Source organism: Pseudomonas sp. C6002 (genome assembly GCF_013385805.1).
Classification (GTDB): domain Bacteria; phylum Pseudomonadota; class Gammaproteobacteria; order Pseudomonadales; family Pseudomonadaceae; genus Aquipseudomonas.
This window is the reverse complement of the sequence record NZ_JACAPH010000030.1, coordinates 491420-509933: the sequence shown is the minus strand read 5'-3', so window position 1 is coordinate 509933 and position 18514 is coordinate 491420. Positions and strand designations below refer to the sequence as shown.

At 61.0% G+C, this 18514-nt stretch carries 17 protein-coding genes; 11 read left to right on the top strand and 6 right to left on the bottom strand.

The genetic code is table 11. The annotated features are described in order from the left end of the window. Positions 1–127: 127 nt before the first annotated feature. Positions 128–1123, top strand: coding sequence for a hydrolase (locus HX817_RS22060; protein WP_177041183.1), 996 nt, complete (start codon positions 128–130; stop codon positions 1121–1123). Between the two features lie 47 nt (positions 1124–1170). Here the strand turns inward: HX817_RS22060 and HX817_RS22055 are convergent, their stop codons facing one another. Beyond that, complete coding sequence (locus tag HX817_RS22055; protein WP_087693253.1) at positions 1171–2025, bottom strand: sulfurtransferase; 855 nt, start codon at positions 2023–2025, stop codon at positions 1171–1173. A gap of 39 nt (positions 2026–2064) precedes the next feature. Further along, positions 2065–2736 (bottom strand): TetR/AcrR family transcriptional regulator, encoded by a 672-nt coding sequence (locus HX817_RS22050; RefSeq protein ID WP_003213791.1) that lies wholly within the window; start codon positions 2734–2736, stop codon positions 2065–2067. 146 nt (positions 2737–2882) lie between these two features. Here HX817_RS22050 and HX817_RS22045 point away from each other — a divergent pair, with 146 nt between their 5' ends. From HX817_RS22045 to HX817_RS22025, 5 genes are all read left to right on the top strand, one after another. Then, a complete protein-coding gene (locus tag HX817_RS22045; RefSeq protein ID WP_008438970.1) occupies positions 2883–4310 on the top strand; it encodes a coniferyl aldehyde dehydrogenase in 1428 nt (475 codons plus the stop codon). A 28-nt stretch (positions 4311–4338) separates the two neighbouring features. Continuing rightward, complete coding sequence (locus HX817_RS22040; RefSeq protein ID WP_177041180.1) at positions 4339–4884, top strand: twin-arginine translocation pathway signal protein; 546 nt, start codon at positions 4339–4341, stop codon at positions 4882–4884. 33 nt (positions 4885–4917) lie between these two features. Then, positions 4918–6513: a GMC family oxidoreductase gene (locus tag HX817_RS22035; RefSeq protein WP_003213795.1), complete on the top strand. Its 1596-nt coding sequence runs from the start codon at positions 4918–4920 to the stop codon at positions 6511–6513. A gap of 114 nt (positions 6514–6627) precedes the next feature. Then, entirely contained in the window at positions 6628–7107 is a 480-nt protein-coding gene (coaD, locus tag HX817_RS22030; RefSeq protein ID WP_003176711.1) for a pantetheine-phosphate adenylyltransferase, read from the top strand. Between the two features lie 183 nt (positions 7108–7290). Next, positions 7291–7542 (top strand): YfhL family 4Fe-4S dicluster ferredoxin, encoded by a 252-nt coding sequence (locus tag HX817_RS22025; protein ID WP_003213796.1) that lies wholly within the window; start codon positions 7291–7293, stop codon positions 7540–7542. A 133-nt stretch (positions 7543–7675) separates the two neighbouring features. Here the strand turns inward: HX817_RS22025 and mutM are convergent, their stop codons facing one another. Together mutM and HX817_RS22015 are read right to left on the bottom strand one after the other, a co-directional pair. Further along, positions 7676–8488, bottom strand: a complete 813-nt coding sequence (mutM, locus tag HX817_RS22020) for a bifunctional DNA-formamidopyrimidine glycosylase/DNA-(apurinic or apyrimidinic site) lyase (protein WP_177041179.1) — start codon at positions 8486–8488, stop codon at positions 7676–7678. Between the two features lie 21 nt (positions 8489–8509). Then, complete coding sequence (locus HX817_RS22015) at positions 8510–9322, bottom strand: HDOD domain-containing protein (protein ID WP_173882995.1); 813 nt, start codon at positions 9320–9322, stop codon at positions 8510–8512. A gap of 209 nt (positions 9323–9531) precedes the next feature. On the opposite strand from HX817_RS22015, the gene HX817_RS22010 reads away from it, so the two are divergent. From HX817_RS22010 to ilvD, 4 genes are all read left to right on the top strand, one after another. Further along, positions 9532–10728 (top strand): class I SAM-dependent rRNA methyltransferase, encoded by a 1197-nt coding sequence (locus tag HX817_RS22010; RefSeq protein WP_177041177.1) that lies wholly within the window; start codon positions 9532–9534, stop codon positions 10726–10728. 232 nt (positions 10729–10960) lie between these two features. After that, positions 10961–12157 carry an MFS transporter gene (locus tag HX817_RS22005; RefSeq protein ID WP_003213800.1) on the top strand — a complete coding sequence of 399 codons (1197 nt, stop codon included), beginning with the start codon at positions 10961–10963 and terminating at the stop codon, positions 12155–12157. Positions 12158–12369: 212 nt separating this feature from the next. Next, complete coding sequence (locus tag HX817_RS22000) at positions 12370–12828, top strand: transposase (RefSeq protein WP_003213801.1); 459 nt, start codon at positions 12370–12372, stop codon at positions 12826–12828. Positions 12829–13158: 330 nt separating this feature from the next. Continuing rightward, the gene (ilvD, locus tag HX817_RS21995; protein ID WP_177041175.1) at positions 13159–15000 is read left to right on the top strand and encodes a dihydroxy-acid dehydratase; all 1842 of its coding nucleotides are present in this window, start codon (positions 13159–13161) and stop codon (positions 14998–15000) included. Between the two features lie 193 nt (positions 15001–15193). Here ilvD and HX817_RS21990 read toward each other — a convergent pair whose 3' ends face one another. Further along, on the bottom strand, positions 15194–16252 hold the full coding sequence (locus HX817_RS21990) for a haloacid dehalogenase-like hydrolase (RefSeq protein WP_256348809.1): 1059 nt from the start codon (positions 16250–16252) through the stop codon (positions 15194–15196). A 241-nt stretch (positions 16253–16493) separates the two neighbouring features. On the opposite strand from HX817_RS21990, the gene HX817_RS21985 reads away from it, so the two are divergent. Further along, entirely contained in the window at positions 16494–17885 is a 1392-nt protein-coding gene (locus tag HX817_RS21985; RefSeq protein ID WP_003213804.1) for an L-cystine transporter, read from the top strand. A gap of 47 nt (positions 17886–17932) precedes the next feature. Here HX817_RS21985 and HX817_RS21980 read toward each other — a convergent pair whose 3' ends face one another. After that, positions 17933–18445 (bottom strand): dihydrofolate reductase, encoded by a 513-nt coding sequence (locus HX817_RS21980; protein WP_177041173.1) that lies wholly within the window; start codon positions 18443–18445, stop codon positions 17933–17935. Positions 18446–18514 lie beyond the last annotated feature (69 nt).

Genomic DNA, 18514 nt, shown 5'->3' with positions numbered 1-18514 from the left:
CGAGCTTGCTCGCGAAGATCGTTAACGATGACGCGGGAAACCAGGGGAACGCGGTGATCTTGAGTTTTTCGCGAGCAAGCTCGCTCCTACAATGATTGGAGCAAGCCCATTCGGCACCGAGAATTTCATGACTCCGCCCCTCGACCGCTTCTCCCCCGCCTTCGGCCTCGGCAACCCGCACCTTCAAACGCTGTGGGGACCGCTGTGGCGCAAAACCACCCACATCGAACGCCAGCGCGAACGGCTGTGGCTGGCAGACGGCGACTTTCTCGACCTCGACTGGCACGGGCCCCATGAGGCAACCACCCCGTTGGTGCTGGTCCTGCATGGCCTGACCGGCTCGTCTAACTCGCCCTATGTAGCCGGCCTGCAAAAAGCCCTGGCGGCTCAAGGCTGGGCCAGCGTGGCACTGAACTGGCGTGGCTGTTCCGGCGAACCCAACCTGCTTGCCCGCAGCTACCATTCCGGCGCCAGTGAAGACCTGGCCGAAACCATCGTTCACCTGCGGGCCAAGCGCCCGTTGGCGCCGCTGTATGCGGTGGGGTATTCACTGGGCGGCAATGTGCTGCTCAAGTACTTGGGCGAAACCGGCGAAGCCTCCGGGCTGCAAGGTGCGGCCGCCGTGTCGGTACCGTTTCGCCTGGATCAGTGCGCCGATCGCATTGGCCTGGGCTTTTCTCGGGTTTATCAGAAGCATTTCATGCGCGAAATGCTGGCCTATATCCGCGTCAAACAAAGCCGGTTTCTCAAGGATGGCCGCGAGGCAGGCCTGAAAACCCTCGCCGACCTGGGCTCGCTGGAGAAGATGCGCACGTTCTGGGACTTTGACGGCCGCGTCACCGCGCCGCTGCACGGGTTCCTCAGTGCCGAGGACTACTACCGCCGCGCCTCCAGCCGCTATTACCTCGGGGGCATTCGCACACCAACCCTGATCATCCAGGCCGCGGACGACCCGTTCGTGTTCGCCCACAGCCTGCCCGAGGCCAGCGAACTGTCGGATTGCACCGAGTTCGAACTGCTGGCCAAGGGCGGGCATGTCGGGTTTGTGGACGGCTCATTGAAGCAGCCAACTTACTACCTGGAACGGCGAATCCCGGAGTGGCTACTGACACAACGCCGATAAAAATGTGGGGGCTCCCACACTTTGGATCAGACCGGGTCAGGCAGACCTCAGTCGCCTGTTGCAACTTCCCGCTTTGGATCAGTGATCCACTCGCTCCACGACCCCGCGTACAACTTGCCCAACGGGTAACCCGCCAGGCACAGCGCAAACAGGTTGTGGCAGGCAGTCACGCCGGAGCCGCAGTAGGCCACCAGGTCATCCGGCGAGCGGTCTTGCAGCTTGGCGGCGAAGCGTTGCTTGAGCTGGTCCGCCGGCAGGAAACGGCCGTCGCTGCCCAGGTTTTCATTGAATGCGGCACATTGCGCGCCGGGGATATGCCCGGCAACCGGGTCGATCGGCTCCACTTCACCACGAAAACGCGGCTGGGCGCGGGCGTCGATCAGGGTCAGACCGGGCTGGCCAAGGCGTTTCTGCAGGTGTTCGGCGTCCAGTTGCAAGTGGTTGTCCGGCGTGCCGCTGAAGGTGCCGGGCTCGATCACCGGCGCATCCAGGCTCAACGGGAAGCCCGCCGCGTGCCAGGCTTTCAGGCCGCCATCGAGGATGAACACACCGTCGCGCTTGCCCAGCCAGGCCAGCAGCCACCAGGCACGGGCGGCATAGGCACCGGGGCCGTCGTCATACAAAACGATATCGCTGTCGGCGTTAACGCCCCATGCCCGCAGTTGCCGGATAAACGCATCCGGCGCCGGCAACGGATGGCGACCGGTCACGCCCTTGATTATCGGCCCGCTGAGGTGGCGCTCCAGGTCGGCATACTGCGCCCCTTCGATATGCCCTTCGGCGTAGCTGCACAGGCCGTAGTCCGGGTCTTCCAGGGCAAAGCGGCAATCGAGGATTACCAGCCCGCCGGACTTCTGGCGCTCGGCCAGTTGCTGGGGGCTGATCAGTTGGGCAAGCGGCATGACTGACTCCTGTGGCTAGGTTAGCGTTCGGGAAACATCCTACTTCACTTCTTCCAGCGCCTGATTCAACGGCACGTAAAACTCTTTGAACAGTGCATCCACCGCGTCCTTGGCCTTGGGGGTGATAAACCCGGCTTCCAGCACCAGCACCTGATACACCCCGCGCTTGATCGCCTCGGCGCTCAGGTGCGTGGACTTTTCATTGGTGGTGCACAGGAAGCGCACCCACGAGGTGAGGATGATCCAGGCGTTGAGGGTCAGGGCTTCGGTTTGTACCGGGTCCATGTTCAGGATGCCGGCATCGACAAAACCCTGGTAGATGGCTGCGCCCTGGATCAGGCAACGCTGGGAGAACCGCCGGTAGCCGGTGGCCAGCTCCGGGTCGCTTTCCAGCAGGTGTTCGAGGTCGCGGTGCAGGAAGCGGTAGCGCCACATGCCGGCCAGCACCGCCTGCAGGTAGAAGCGCTTGTCTTCCACGGTCACCGCACGGCCCTGGGGCGGGCGCAGGAAACTGTCCACCAACGCTTCGTACTCACGAAACAGCACCGCGATAATCGCCTGCTTGTTGGGGAAGTGGTAGTACAGGTTGCCCGGGGAAATTTCCATATGGGCGGCGATATGGTTGGTGCTGACACTGCGCTCGCCCTGCTGGTTAAACAGCTCCAGGCTGGTTTGCACAATGCGCTCGCTGGTCTTTACTCGTGGTGCCATGGGAAATCAACTTCTAGACCCGTGATGGCGGCATCTTACGGACTATCCTTGTCCGGATAAATCGGCACGTTGTGCAATGTTATTTGACAATTTAGAGCAATGACTCTAAAAACTGAAGCATTCCAATAACAATCGGGAACTTCGCCATGTCTGCCAACGTTGCCTACCTGCAAGATTCCCAGGCGCTGGACCAGCTCCAGGAACTGTTCGACGCCCAGCGCCAAGCCTACGCCGCCAACCCGATGCCGCCGGCCACCCAGCGCCAGCAATGGCTCAAGGCCTTGCGCGAGCTGCTGAGTGACGAACGCCAGGCGCTGATCAACGCCATCAGCAGTGATTTCAGCCACCGCAGCGCCGACGAAACCCTGTTCGCCGAACTGATGCCCAGCCTGCATGGCATTCACTACGCCAGCAAACACCTCAAGGGTTGGATGAAACCTTCCCGCCGCGCTGTAGGCATTGCCTTCCAGCCCGCGTCCGCCAAGGTCATCTATCAACCGCTGGGTGTGGTCGGGGTGATCGTGCCCTGGAACTACCCGCTGTACCTGGCCATCGGCCCGCTGGTGGGTGCATTGGCGGCCGGCAACCGGGTGATGCTCAAGCTCAGCGAATCCACCCCCGCCACCGGCCAGTTGCTCAAGGCGCTGCTGGCGAAGATCTTCCCCGAGGACCTGGTGTGCGTGGTGCTCGGCGAGGCTGAAGTGGGCATGGCGTTTTCCAAGCTGCGCTTCGACCACCTGCTGTTCACCGGCGCCACCAGCATCGGCAAGCACGTGATGCGCGCGGCGGCCGAACACCTGACGCCGGTCACCCTGGAACTGGGCGGCAAATCACCGGCGATTGTTTCCGCCGACGTGCCGCTCAAGGACGCCGCCGAACGCATCGCCTTCGGCAAGGCGCTGAATGCCGGGCAAACCTGCGTGGCGCCGGACTACGTGCTGGTGCCGGAAGACCGTGTAGACGGCTTCGTCGAGGCCTACAGCAAGGCGGTTCGCGGGTTCTATCCGACCCTGGCCGACAACCCGGACTACACCGCCATCATCAACGAACGACAGTTGGCCCGGCTCAACGGCTACGTGAAAGACGCCACTGACAAGGGTGCCACCCTGGTCCCGCTGTACGACCAGGGCCAGGACCGACGCATGGCCCACAGCCTGCTGCTGAATGTCAGCGACGAGATGACCGTGATGCAGGACGAAATCTTCGGCCCGGTGCTGCCGATCGTGCCGTATCGCGGCCTCGACCAGGCTTTCGCCTACATCAATCAGCGCCCTCGCCCACTGGCGCTGTATTACTTCGGCTACAACAAGGCGGAACAGAACCGCGTACTGCACGAAACCCATTCCGGCGGCGTGTGCCTGAACGACACGTTGCTGCACGTAGCCCAGGACGACATGCCCTTCGGCGGCATCGGCCCGTCGGGCATGGGCCATTACCACGGCCATGAAGGTTTCCTGACGTTCAGCAAGGCCAAGGGCGTGCTGATCAAGCAACGCCTGAACGCGGCCAAGCTGATTTACCCGCCCTACGGCAAATCCATCCAGAAGTTGATCCAGAAGCTGTTCGTCCGCTAACAAACCCATCACCGGGATAACAATAAGAATGAACCCTAGCCTGACTGAATCACCCGCGCTGTCACGGCGCGGCGTCTTGAAACTCGGCCTGTGCACCAGCGCCTTCCTGGCCACCGCCGGGCTGGGCGCCAGCCTCAGCGGCTGCTCCAGCAGCACCCCGGCCAGCGGCTTTGCGATGTTGCGCAGCAGTGACCTGCCGTTTTTGCGGGCAGTGATTCCGGTGCTGCTGGAGGGCGTGGCCAGCGCCGAGATAGTGGTGGCCGGCATCGACGACACCCTGAAAAAGCTCGACTTCAGCCTGCAACACCTGTCGCCCGAGATGTTCAAGCTGACCCAGCAACTGTTCGACGTCTTGGGCATGGCCATCACCCGTGGGCCCCTGACCGGCGTGTGGGGCAGTTGGGAAAACGCCAGCGGCGAACAGATCCGCAACTTCCTGCACCGTTGGGAAAACAGCTACCTGAACCTGCTGCGCATGGGCCAGGGCTCGTTGCTCAAGCTGGTGATCATGGCCTGGTATTTCCGCCCCGAGTCCTGGGCGCATTGCGGCTACCCCGGCCCACCGAAAATCTGATTCGCATCCCGATAAAAACAAGAGACGACCCTGATGCCCGTACCTGATCTGTTCCGCGATGGCATGGCCCGCGGCTGGAAGACCCACAATGGCGCCGCCCTCGACCAGGACCTGACCCTGGAAGCCGACGTCGCAATCATCGGCAGCGGCGCCGGCGGCGGCACCACCGCCGAAATCCTCAGCGCCGCCGGCTACAAGGTGCTGCTGATCGAAGAAGGCCCGCTGAAGACCAGCAACGACTTCAAGCTGCTGGAAGACGAGGCCTACGCCAGCCTCTACCAGGAAGGCATCGGGCGCATGAGCAAGGACGGCGCTATCACCATCCTGCAGGGCCGCGCGGTCGGCGGCACCACGCTGATCAACTGGACCTCCAGCTTCCGCACCCCGGACCCGACCCTCGCCCACTGGGCCAGCGAGTACGCGGTCAAGGGCCACAGCAGCGCCGAAATGGCGCCCTGGTTCGAAAAAATGGAACAACGCCTGGGCATCGCGCCTTGGGCGATGCCACCGAATGCCAACAATGACGTGATCCGCAAGGGCTGCGAAAAGCTTGGCTACAGCTGGCACGTGATCCCGCGCAATGTGCGCGGCTGTTTCAACCTGGGGTATTGCGGCATGGGTTGCCCGGTCAACGCCAAGCAATCAATGCTGGTGACCACCATTCCGTCCACCCTGGAGAAAGGCGGCGAGCTGCTGTACCTGGCCCGTGCCGAACGCCTGAAGTTCAGCGGCGACACCATCACCAGCCTCGAATGCGTGGCCATGGATCAGTATTGCGTGGCACCCACCGGCCGCAAGATCACAGTCAAAGCCAAGCATTACGTACTGGCCGGCGGCGGCATCAACAGCCCGGCGCTGCTGCTGCGCTCGGACGCGCCCGATCCCCACTCGCGCCTGGGCAAGCGAACCTTTTTACACCTGGTGAATTTTTCCGCCGGGTTGTTCGACGAGGTGATCAACCCGTTCTACGGCGCGCCGCAGTCGATTTATTCCGATCACTTCCAATGGCAGGACGGCACTACCGGCAAAATGTCCTACAAGCTCGAAGTACCGCCACTGCATCCGGGCCTGGCCAGCACCTTGCTCGGCGGCTACGGCACGCAGAACGCGCTGGACATGGGTCAACTGCCGAAAACCCACGCCATGCTTGCGCTGCTGCGGGACGGCTTCCACCCCGACAGCCCGGGTGGCACAGTCGAATTACGCGGCGATGGCACACCGGTGCTCGATTATCAGGTTTCGCCCTACGCCTGGGACGGCCTGCGCCGGGCATTCCACAGCATGGCGGAGATTCAGTTTGCCGGCGGCGCCAAGTCGGTGATGCCGCTGCACGGCGATGCGCGCTACGTGAACACCTTGGCTGAAGCCCGCAGCATGATCGACGGGTTGAACCTCGAATTGCACCGAACCCGGCTCGGCAGCGCTCATGTAATGGGCGGTTGCGCGATGGGGGAAGAACCGAAAAACGCCGTGGCCGACAGCCTTGGGCGCCATCATCAACTGCGCAACTTGTCGATCCACGATGGCTCGCTATTCCCCACCAGCATTGGCGCTAACCCGCAGTTATCGGTGTATGGATTGACGGCGCAACTGGCGACAGCATTGGCCGAACGTCTGAAAACGGCCTGAAAAAACCGGGTATTCGCGGTGTCTATAGTGCTTTCTTCTGAATAAGTTGACTTGGCCGACCGGGATGGCTGCGATACCATCCGGTTCCCCAACGGACTCCGCCAGGACGACGCGATGAACCGAGTGTTGTACCCAGGTACCTTCGACCCAATCACCAAGGGCCATGGCGATCTGGTCGAACGCGCCTCGCGCTTGTTCGACCATGTGATTATCGCGGTCGCTGCCAGCCCCAAGAAAAACCCGCTGTTTCCCCTGGAACAGCGCGTGGAGCTGGCCCGTGAGGTCACCAAGCATCTGCCCAACGTTGAAGTGGTCGGCTTCTCGACGCTGCTGGCGCACTTCGCCAAGGAACAGAACGCCAATGTGTTCCTGCGCGGCCTGCGGGCGGTGTCGGACTTCGAATACGAATTCCAGCTGGCCAACATGAACCGCCAACTGGCGCCGGACGTGGAAAGCCTGTTTCTTACGCCTTCGGAACGTTATTCGTTCATTTCCTCGACGTTGGTCCGGGAAATCGCGGCGTTGGGCGGGGATATCACCAAGTTCGTGCACCCGGCTGTGGCGGATGCTCTCACCCTGCGATTCAAGAAATAATCCCGGACAGTAGGAGCTGGCTTGCCAGCGATCCAGGCGCCACGGTGCAACTGACCCATCGCCATCGCCGGCAAGCCGGCTCCTACTGTCCATCGCTGTGACTCGCACTGCGGGCGCCAATGCGGCACAATTGCGCGCATTAGTTTTCAGATGCCTTGGCTGACAGCCCTGGCAGGAGTTTCCATGTCCCTGATCATCACCGACGATTGCATCAACTGCGACGTCTGCGAACCCGAGTGCCCGAACGCTGCCATTTCCCAGGGTGAAGAGATCTATGTGATCGACCCCAACCTGTGCACCCAGTGTGTCGGCCACTACGACGAACCCCAGTGCCAGCAGGTTTGCCCGGTGGATTGCATTCCGCTGGACGAGGCTCATCCGGAAACGGAAGAGCAACTGATGGAGAAGTACCGGTTGATTACCGGGAAGGCCTAAGTCCCTTGGCGCTTCATTAAGCCCCTTCGCGAGCAAGCCCGCTCCCACATTCGACCGAGTTCCACCTTTGGAATGCAGTCGAATGTGGGAGCGGGCTTGCTCGCGAAGAGGCCATCAGCAGCACCACAAATTGTCAGCTCTGACACTTCGGGCAAAACACACTCGCCCGCTGCCCCAGCATCACGTTGCGCAATTCGGTCCCACAGACCTTGCACGCCTCGCCACCACGGCCATAGACGAACAATTCCTGCTGGAAATACCCCGGCTGCCCGTCGCCGCCGATAAAGTCACGCAACGTGGTGCCGCCGCGCTCGATGGCCGCCGCCAGGATGCGCTTGATCTCGATCGCCAGCTTCAGGTAACGCCCACGGGAAATGCCCTTGGCTTCCCGGCGCGGATCAATCCCGGCGGCAAACAGCGCCTCCGTCGCGTAGATATTGCCCACCCCCACCACCACCGCGTTGTCCATGATGAACGGCTTCACCGCCATCGAGCGTCCACGGGACAGCTGGAATAGCCGCTCGCCGTCGAACAGGTCGGTCAACGGCTCCGGCCCCAGGTGGATCAGCAGCTCGTGGTTCAGCGGGTCGAGGCTCCAGAGCATCGCGCCAAAGCGTCGCGGGTCGGTGTAGCGCAGGGCCAGGCCCGACTCCAGTTCTATATCCACATGCTCATGCTTGGCCGCCGGGCTGCCGGCTTCCACCAGGCGCAAATTGCCCGACATGCCCAAGTGGCTGATCAGCGTGCCGACCTCGGCATTGATCAACAAATACTTGGCCCGCCGCTCCACCAGCACGATGCGTTGCCCGGACAGCCGCACATCCAGGTCTTCCGGGATCGGCCAGCGCAGGCGCCGCTCACGCACCACCACACGGCTGACCCGCTGGCCTTCCAAGTGCGGCGCAATTCCGCGCCGGGTGGTTTCGACTTCCGGTAACTCGGGCATGTGTACCTCTTGGAAAAAGGGTTAGTGCGCGCCCAGCTCGCGGATCGACAACTTCAAACTCTCGAAGTCGTAGTCCGACAGGCCGATATGGTCCAGCACCAGCGGGCCGATGGCGTTCCACTCATGGTCATCCACCTGGTTGCCCAGCACGCGGTACGACGCACAAATGTGCTCGGCCATTTTCAGGATCGCCAGCAGGTTTTTCAGCTGCGGCTTGTGGTTGGACTCGTCGCTGAAAATCGCCAGGGCATTGTGGTGATTGGCGATGGCATCGGTCACATGTTCCGGCAGGCGCCAGGATTTGGCGGTGTAGTAACCCACCACGGCATGGTTGGTGTTGAACGCCTGGTTCTCGGTGTCGACCACACGGCACTCCGGGCCGGCGTTGGCATAGGCCTCTTCCAGCACACTCATGTAGTTCGGGAAACGCTTGAGCATCAACGGCACGCCACAATCGTGGAACAGCCCCAATGCGTAGGCTTCATCGACCGCCTGGCTGCCGGTGCGCTTGGCCAGGGCCAGGCAGGTCATGGCCACGTCCTGGGCGGTGTCCCAGAAACGGTTGAGGGTGACGATGGTGTCGTCGCTCATCTCGCCCTTGATCGACTGCGCGTTGATCAGGTTGACGATGGAGCGGCTGCCCAGCAGGTTCACCGCGCGCTGTATCGAGACGATCTTGTTGCTCAGACCGTAATACGGCGAATTGACGATCTTCAGCAGCGAGCCGGAGAGGCCCGGGTCCTGGGCGATCAACCGGGCGATCACTTCCAGGTCCGGATCGGGCATGTACTGCTCCATCTGCAAATCCACCATGATTTGCGGTTGAGGCGGCACACTGATGCCTTGGAGGCTCTGTTGGATCTGTTCGGCGGATAGCTCTTGGGACATAGGGGGCACACTCTGGACTAGGCGGCGATTCTAACCTTTATGGCAACCAGGCTGACACCTCAAAAACCCGAACTGAACCGCTTCCACATGTCCGGCGGCGCCGCCAAGTACTGCACAACACGGTATACTCCCGCTCTTTTTTCCGGAGCGACGTCATGTCCCTGCCAAGCCTGCGTCTCAAAGCCAACGCCGATCGTCGTTTGCGCAACGGCCACCTGTGGGTCTACAGCAACGAAATCGATGTGGCCGCCACACCTCTTCACGGCTTCCAGGCAGGCGACCAGGCGATCCTGGAAGCAGCCGGCGGCAAGCCCCTCGGCATCGTGGCCATGAGCCCGAACAACCTGATCTGCGCCCGCCTGCTGTCCCGCGACATCAAGTTGCCGCTGGACAAGTCGCTGCTGGTACACCGCATCAACGTCGCCCTGTCCCTGCGTGACCGCCTGTTCGACAAGCCGTTCTACCGCCTGGTGTACGGCGATTCCGACTTGTTGCCAGGCCTGGTGGTCGACCGTTTCGGCGACATCCTGGTGGTGCAGATCGCTTCGGCGACCATGGAAGCCCACAAGGAAGACGTGATTGCCGCACTGACCCAAGTGCTCAAGCCAAGCGGCATCCTGTTCAAGAACGACTCCGCCGCGCGTGATGCCGAAGGCCTCAACCGCTACGTCGAAACCGTGTTCGGCCTGGTGCCGGAGTGGGTGGCGCTGGAAGAAAACGGCGTGAAGTTCGAAGCGCCGGTGATCCAGGGCCAGAAGACCGGCTGGTTCTACGACCACCGCATGAACCGCGCTCGCCTGGCTCCGTATGCCAAAGGCAAACGCGTACTCGACCTGTACAGCTACATCGGCGGCTGGGGCGTGCAAGCGGCCGCCTTCGGTGCCAGTGAAGTGTTCTGCGTCGACGCCTCCGCCTTCGCCCTCGACGGCGTGGAGCGCAACGCGGCACTGAACGGCGTTGCCGAGAAAATGACCTGCATCGAAGGCGACGTGTTCGAAGCCCTCAAAGAGCTGAAAGCCAGCGAAGAGCGTTTCGACGTGATCGTGGCCGACCCGCCTGCCTTCATCAAGCGCAAGAAAGACATGAAGAACGGCGAAGGCGCCTACCGCCGCCTGAACGAGCAAGCCATGCGCCTGCTCAGCAAGGACGGCATCCTGGTCAGCGCTTCGTGCTCGATGCACTTGCCGGAAGACGACCTGCAAAACATCCTGCTGACCAGCGCCCGTCACCTGGATCGCAATATCCAGATGCTGGAACGCGGCGGCCAGGGCCCGGACCACCCGGTGCACCCGGCGATTGCCGAGACCCGGTATATCAAGAGCATTACTTGCCGGTTGTTGCCGAACAGCTAACGCCCAATTGGAACCGGATCAACTGTAGGAGCGAGCTTGCTCGCGAAAGACGAATAGACAACACGGGCTACCTGATAGCGCTGCGTTATCGTTGACGTTCTTCGCGAGCAAGCTCGCTCCTACAACGGCAACACACACCATCATGGGCTTGGCCTCCCACAACACTTTTGATTGAATTCCCCGTTTCGCAGACTAGTATCGGTTTCTGGTTTTACTCCGGAAAATAAAAACAATGTCTGAGTCCTCTTATTCGCCACCCCATGGCGACGTAAAACGCCAACAACGCTCGCGCTTCATCCTCATCACCTGCATCTCGCTGATCAGCTTCTTCCCGATCAATATCCTGCTGCCCTCCTTTCCAGCCCTGGCCGCGAAGTTCGATACCTCAACTGCTGAGGTCGCCTTATCCATCAGCCTGTTCACTCTGGTTTTTGCGATTTCCCAACTGATCGCCGGCCCGCTTTCAGATAAATTCGGGCGCAAGGAAGTGCTGCTGGGGTGCATCGTGGTTTCCACCCTAGGCTCGATCGGCTGCGCACTGGCGGCGAATTACCCGAGTTTCCTGCTGTTTCGCGCCGTCCAGGCCATCGGCTGTGGCTTTTTTGTGCTCGGCCATGCGCTGGTTGAAGACCTTTTCGAAGAGCAGGATCGCGCCCGCATCCGCATCTACTACATGACCCTGAGCGGATCGTTCGTTGCGCTGTCGCCGCTGCTCGGCTCCTGGCTGCAAACCACATTTGATTGGCAGGGCAGCTTTTATGGATTTGCGGTGATGGCGCTAGGCATGTTTATCCATGCCTGGCTGATATTGCCGTCCAAGGCGGCCAGCCCTGAAAGAGCCCCTGTTTCGATCATCGCCACGCTGAAATCCATCGCAAGCAACCGGGACTTCATCCGTTACTGGTGGATCGCCGCGTTGGTATTCGCGTGTTACTTCGCCTTGATCAGCGTGACACCGCTGATTTTCATGGATGAGTTGAAGCTGTCCGAATACCAGTACGCGGTAGTGCTGATGGTGTATGGCGTTGCCTACCTGCTGGGCGGCGTTGCAGCAACTGCACTGCAGAAACATATCTCCCTCACGCGACAAATCAACCTCGGGCTGGGCCTGCTGGGGATCGCAGGCGTATTGCTGACGCTGGTGATCAGCTATGAGGCCATGACCACCATCACCCTGCTGATCCCGATGCTGATCAGCGCCCTGGCCGTGACCCTGGTTCGCCCCGCCGCGATTTCCGCGGCCATGTTGCTGTTCTCCAGCAGCGCCGGCACCGCCGCGTCGGCCGGCAACAGCATCATGTTCATCACCGCCGCCGTCAGCAGCGCCGCCCTCGCCCAAGCCGGAGACAACTTGCTGATGACCATCGCCATCAGCTTCATCGTGCTCAGCGTTTGGGGCGTAGTGACGAACATCAGAGTCGGACGCTAACGCTCTCCCACTCCCACTGTAGGAGCGAGCTTGCTCGCGAAAAACATATAGGCGACACGGGCCACCTGATAGCGCTGCGTTATCGTTGACGTTCTTCGCGAGCAAGCTCGCTCCTACAGAAGGCATGACATATTCAGAACCAGTGTTTAAACGCCAATAGACACTGTTGCCTCCTACCGTCTCTCTTCTACCCACACGAAGAGGACGAAGGAATGTCCACCCAGCAAAACGCCCATCGGCTGCGTAAAGGCCGCTATTCGGAATCCGGCCGCATTTACCTGCTCACCGCCGTCACCCATCAACGACAGCTGGTCTTCCAGGACTGGCGCATTGGTCGCCTGCTTGTTCGCGAGTTCAGAAAGGCTCAGGACGACGGCGAGGCGACCTCACTGGCCTGGGTCGTGATGCCGGACCATTTCCATTGGCTGGTGGAATTGCACAACGGCGATTTGCCGAGACTGATGCGGATTACCAAGTCGCGAAGTGCCCACGCCATTAACAAAGCGAGGAGTTGCCACGGGACACTTTGGCAAAAGGGCTACTTTGATCGGGCGCTACGCCGGGAAGATGACCTGAAAGCAACAGCTCGATACATCGTCGCCAATCCATTAAGAGCAGGGCTGGTTGAGCGTATCGGCGACTATCCGCTCTGGGACGCCATGTGGCTGTGAAATACGCAACCCTGTAGGAGCGAGCTTGCTCGCGAAAAACCAACAGACGACACGGACCACCTGATAGCGCTGCGTTACCGTTGACGTTTTTCGCGAGCAAGCTCGCTCCTACAGGTAGACGGCCATTCCCTCCGGCCGCCAGCGGTGTAGAATCGGACCTATTCATCGCCAGTCATCCCCCGGCGGGTTTATGAGCTCGAGGCCCAAGCAAGCGGCGATCCCGCGACGCGAGTGGCAACTTCCGGACACACGGCCATTTATCGGGTGTTCCAGTCGTCAATTAGAAGCTCACTCCCCTTTAGTACTTGATTAGCCGCCCGGAGTGCTCCAATGCCTGATTACCGCTCGAAAACATCCACCCACGGCCGCAACATGGCCGGCGCCCGCGCACTGTGGCGCGCCACGGGGATGAAAGATGACGACTTCAAGAAGCCGATCATCGCGATTGCCAACTCGTTCACCCAGTTCGTACCCGGCCACGTCCACCTCAAGGACCTGGGCCAACTGGTCGCCCGCGAGATCGAACGCGCCGGCGGTGTAGCGAAAGAATTCAACACCATCGCCGTGGATGACGGCATCGCCATGGGCCATGACGGCATGCTGTATTCCCTGCCGAGCCGCGAGATCATCGCCGACTCCGTGGAATACATGGTCAACGCCCACTGCGCCGACGCCATCGTGTGCATCTCCAACTGCGACAAGATCACCCCCGGCATGCTGATGGCCGCCCTGCGCCTGAACATCCCGGTGATCTTCGTCTCCGGCGGCCCGATGGAAGCCGGCAAGACCAAGCTCGCCTCCCACGGCCTCGACCTGGTGGACGCCATGGTCATCGCCGCCGATTCCAGCGCTTCTGACGAGAAGGTCGCGGAATACGAGCGCAGCGCCTGCCCTACCTGCGGTTCGTGCTCCGGCATGTTCACCGCCAACTCGATGAACTGCCTGGTGGAAGCCCTGGGCCTGGCCTTGCCGGGCAACGGCTCGACACTGGCCACCCACAGCGACCGCGAGCAACTGTTCCTGCAGGCCGGCCGCACCATTGTCGAGCTGTGCAAGCGTTACTACACCGAGAACGATGAGTCGGTGTTGCCGCGCAACATCGCCAACTTCAAGGCGTTCGAAAACGCCATGACCCTGGACATCGCCATGGGCGGTTCCACCAACACCATCCTGCACTTGCTGGCCGCCGCGCAAGAAGCCGAGATCGACTTCGACCTGCGGGACATCGACCGCCTGTCCCGCCACGTGCCGCAACTGTGCAAAGTCGCGCCGAACATCCAGAAGTACCACATGGAAGACGTGCACCGCGCCGGCGGGATCTTCTCGATCCTCGGCTCCCTGGCCCGTGGCGGCCTGTTGCACACCGACCTGCCGACCGTGCACAGCAAATCCCTGGCCGAAGGCATCGCCAAGTGGGACATCACCCAAACCACTGACGAAGCCGTGCATCACTTCTTCAAGGCCGGCCCGGCCGGCATCCCGACGCAGACCGCGTTCAGCCAGTCGACCCGCTGGGAAACCCTCGACGACGACCGTGAAAACGGCTGCATCCGCAGTGTCGAGCATGCCTATTCGAAAGAGGGCGGCCTGGCCGTGCTGTACGGCAACATCGCGCTGGATGGCTGCGTCGTGAAAACCGCCGGTGTCGACGAGTCGATCCACGTGTTCGAAGGCCGCGCCAAGATCTACGAAAGCCAGGACAGCTCGGTACGCGGCATCCTCGCTGACGAAGTGAAGGAAGGCGACATCGTCATCATCCGTTACGAAGGCCCGAAAGGCGGCCCGGGCATGCAAGAGATGCTGTACCCGACGTCGTACCTGAAATCCAAGGGCCTGGGCAAAGCCTGCGCCTTGCTGACCGACGGCCGTTTCTCCGGCGGGACCTCGGGCCTGTCCATCGGCCACGCTTCGCCGGAAGCTGCTGCGGGCGGCGCCATCGGCCTGGTGCAGGATGGTGACAAGGTGCTGATCGACATTCCGAACCGCTCGATCAACCTGTTGATCAGCGATGAAGAACTGGCGGCACGCCGCATCGAGCAGGACAAGAAAGGCTGGAAGCCGGTGGAGAAGCGTCCGCGCAAAGTCACCACCGCCTTGAAGGCTTACGCCCTGCTGGCCACCAGTGCCGACAAGGGTGCTGTGCGTAACAAGGCGATGCTCGACGGGCTGTAAACCTCGCCCATAAAAAAGCCCCGCCAGGTGCGGGGCATTTTTTTGTCTGGAGATAATTCCCCAAACAAAGAAGATCAACTGTGGGAGCGGGCTTGCTCGCGAATTGCGGTGTGCCAGTTACTGAATAAGCTAGCTGATCCACCGCCTTCGCGAGCAAGCCCGCTCCCACATTTTTGACCGAGTCCAGCCGTACTTACTGAATCTCGTCCGGCTTGACGATCACCCAGTTTTTATCCGCCGTCACCGGCAACCCTTCCTTGGCCTGGGCCGCAGCGTGCTTGGCCATCATGCCGTTGAGCTGGGTCATGTATTTGTCTTTACGGTTGATCCACAGGTGGATGCCGCCCTTGGCCACGTCCACGTCATGGAACAGCATGTAGCCGTCACTGGTCGGCGTGTCGCCACCGACGATCACCGGTTTTTTCCACTCGTCGATATAGGTCAGGATCGCTGCGTGCTTGCCGGCCATCCAGGTGGCCGGGGTCCACAGGTACGGGGTCAGCTCCAGGCCGAGGTTGGCCTTCTCGTCATACTTGCCGGCGGCAATCTGTTTGCGGGCGGTGGTCAGCTCGCCGGTCTTGCGGTCCTTGAGCAAGGTGCTCACGCCGATGACATTCTCGGGTTTGACGTTGTAGCCGTACTTCGGATCGGCCGCGACCATGCGCACCAGTTCCTCGGACGCGGCGGTCATCACGTAGACCTCGATGCCGTTTTCCATCAGCTTGTTGAACAGCTCAGCCTGGCCGGTGAAGACCTTCGGCGGCTGCACTTCCATGTTCTTGACCACGTCACCGTCGTAATACGTGACCGGCACCGGCTTGCCCGACGCCATCATCTCGTCGACGTAGCCCTTGAGTTCCTTGAGGGTGAAGCCGGAGAAAATCTGCGCGACCCACGGGTAGCAGACCATGTCGTCGACTTCGCAGAGGCGGTAGTAGTAGCTGAAGAGGCTTTCCTTGTGGTCGGCGGTGTCTTTGAACGGGATCAGCTTCAGGGAAGGGTCCATGGTGTCGCGGGTAATCAGGCCCTTGTTTTCCAGGTACGGCAGCAATGACTCTTCAAGGTCGTAGCGATAACTGGTGTTGTCCATGTCGAACACCGCGAAGTTACCCTTGTTGGCATTGGCGACAATCATCGTGTCCAGTTGCTTCGCGGCAGCCGCGGGCCAATGTTTCAACTCGGTGGCGGCAAAGGCCTGGCTCGCAAGGCCCAGGCACAGCGCGGCGGCAAACAGTTTCGGCGCTAGCTTCATGTGCGTTTTCTCCCTGAGTGAAAGACATCGACGCTAACAAATCTGTATGACAGTTATCGCCCGAGCGCGACCGCTTTCGTCGTGATCGCGCCAATGCCATACGCCTGCGCGTCATCCGCTTATTCCAAAAACGACAGTCACCATGCGATAACGTTATTAAATCAATATATTTCAAGCTGTTAGGCTTGCCGGTTCGCAATCGCAGGCTCCTGCGATTGGCTGCCTTCTCAACGGAGCTTCAATGAATCTGCCCCTGATTCTCAACTTACTGGTGTTCGTGGCCTTGCTGCTGGGCCTGGCACAAACCCGCCGAACCAACTGGAGCCTCGCCAAGAAGGTGTTGTTCGCGTTGGTACTCGGCGTGATCTTCGGTGTGGTGCTGCACGCGATCTACGGTGCCGGCAACCCGGTACTCAAGGCCTCGATCGGCTGGTTCGACCTGGTCGGCAACGGTTACGTGCAGTTGCTGCAAATGATCGTGATCCCACTGGTGTTCGCCTCGATCCTCAGCGCCGTGGCCCGTCTGCATAACGCCTCGTCCCTGGGCAAGATCAGCTTCCTGACCATCGGCACGCTGTTGTTCACCACGGCAATCGCGGCGCTGATCGGTATCGGCCTGACCAACCTGTTCGGCCTCACCGCCGAAGGCCTGGTGGCCGGCACCCAGGAAATGGCGCGCCTGCAAGTGATCCAGAGTGATTACGCGGGCAAGGTCGCCGACCTGAATATCCCGCAACTGCTGCTGTCGTTCATCCCGCAGAACCCGTTCGCCGACCTGGCCCGGGCCAAGCCGACGTCGATCATCAGTGTGGTGATCTTTGCCGCATTCCTCGGGGTTGCCGCGCTGCAACTGCTCAAGGATGACGTGGAAAAAGGCCAGAAAGTCCTCAACGCCATCGACACCCTGCAAGCCTGGGTGATGCGCCTGGTGCGCCTGGTGATGAAGCTGACCCCGTACGGCGTATTGGCGCTGATGACCAAAGTGGTCGCCAGCTCCAACCTGCAAGACATCATCAAGCTCGGCAGTTTTGTGGTGGTGTCGTACCTGGCCCTGGGCCTGATGTTTGTGGTGCATGGCCTGCTGCTGTCGCTGGCCGGGATCAACCCGCTGCGGTTCTTCCGCAAGGTCTGGCCGGTGCTGACGTTTGCCTTCACCAGCCGCTCCAGCGCCGCCAGCATCCCGCTGAGCATTGAAGCGCAGACCCGTCGCTTGGGGATTCCGCAGTCCATCGCCGGCTTTGCCGCCTCGTTTGGCGCGACGATTGGCCAGAACGGTTGTGCCGGCCTTTATCCGGCGATGCTGGCGGTGATGGTTGCGCCGACCGTGGGTATCAACCCGCTGGACCCGCTGTGGATCGCAACACTGGTGGCGATTGTGACCTTGAGTTCGGCCGGTGTGGCGGGCGTGGGCGGCGGTGCGACGTTTGCCGCGCTGATCGTGCTGCCGGCGATGGGCTTGCCGGTGTCACTGGTGGCGCTGCTGATTTCGGTTGAGCCGCTGATCGACATGGGCCGTACGGCACTGAACGTGAACGGTTCGATGACGGCCGGGGCGATTACCAGCCAGATCATGCAGCAGACGGATAAAGAGTTGTTGAATGCGGATGAGCATGCGGAGTTGGCGCAGGCTTAACGGCTGAACGTTGTGGCGAGGGAGCTTGCTCCCTCGCCACAGAATTTTTAGGCTTTTTCCCAGACTTCGAAGTTGTACGCCGGCTTTTCACCCTCAGCCGGATTCTCGACATTCGACACCAGCTTCCACTGGTTCAAATCAAACTCGGGAAACCACGCATCGCCGTCCGGGCTCAACGCCACCCGCGTCAAATACAGGCGATCCGCCTGCTCCAGCCCCTGGGCATACAACTGCGCGCCGCCGATCAGCATCAGCTCATCCACGCCCTGCGCCTTGGCCCATTCCTCAGCCCGCTCCACGGCCGCGTCCAGTGACGGAAAAACTTCCGCACCTTCCAGCGCCAGATCGGTCTGACGGCTGACCACAATGTTCAACCGGCCCGGCAACGGTCGCCCCAGGGAATCCCAGGTCTTGCGCCCCATGATGATCGGCTTGCCCAAGGTGGTGGCCTTGAAATATTTGAAATCCCCCGGCAAATGCCAGGGCATGCTGTTGTCGACGCCGATCACACGGTTTTCACCGAGGGCTGCGATCAGGCTTAAAGGGAGAGTTTTTTTCATGGCGACGAGAATACCAGAGCCGCGCGCGGCATACCCCAACCGGCGTTCCAGCGGTTATGCTCCAGATTC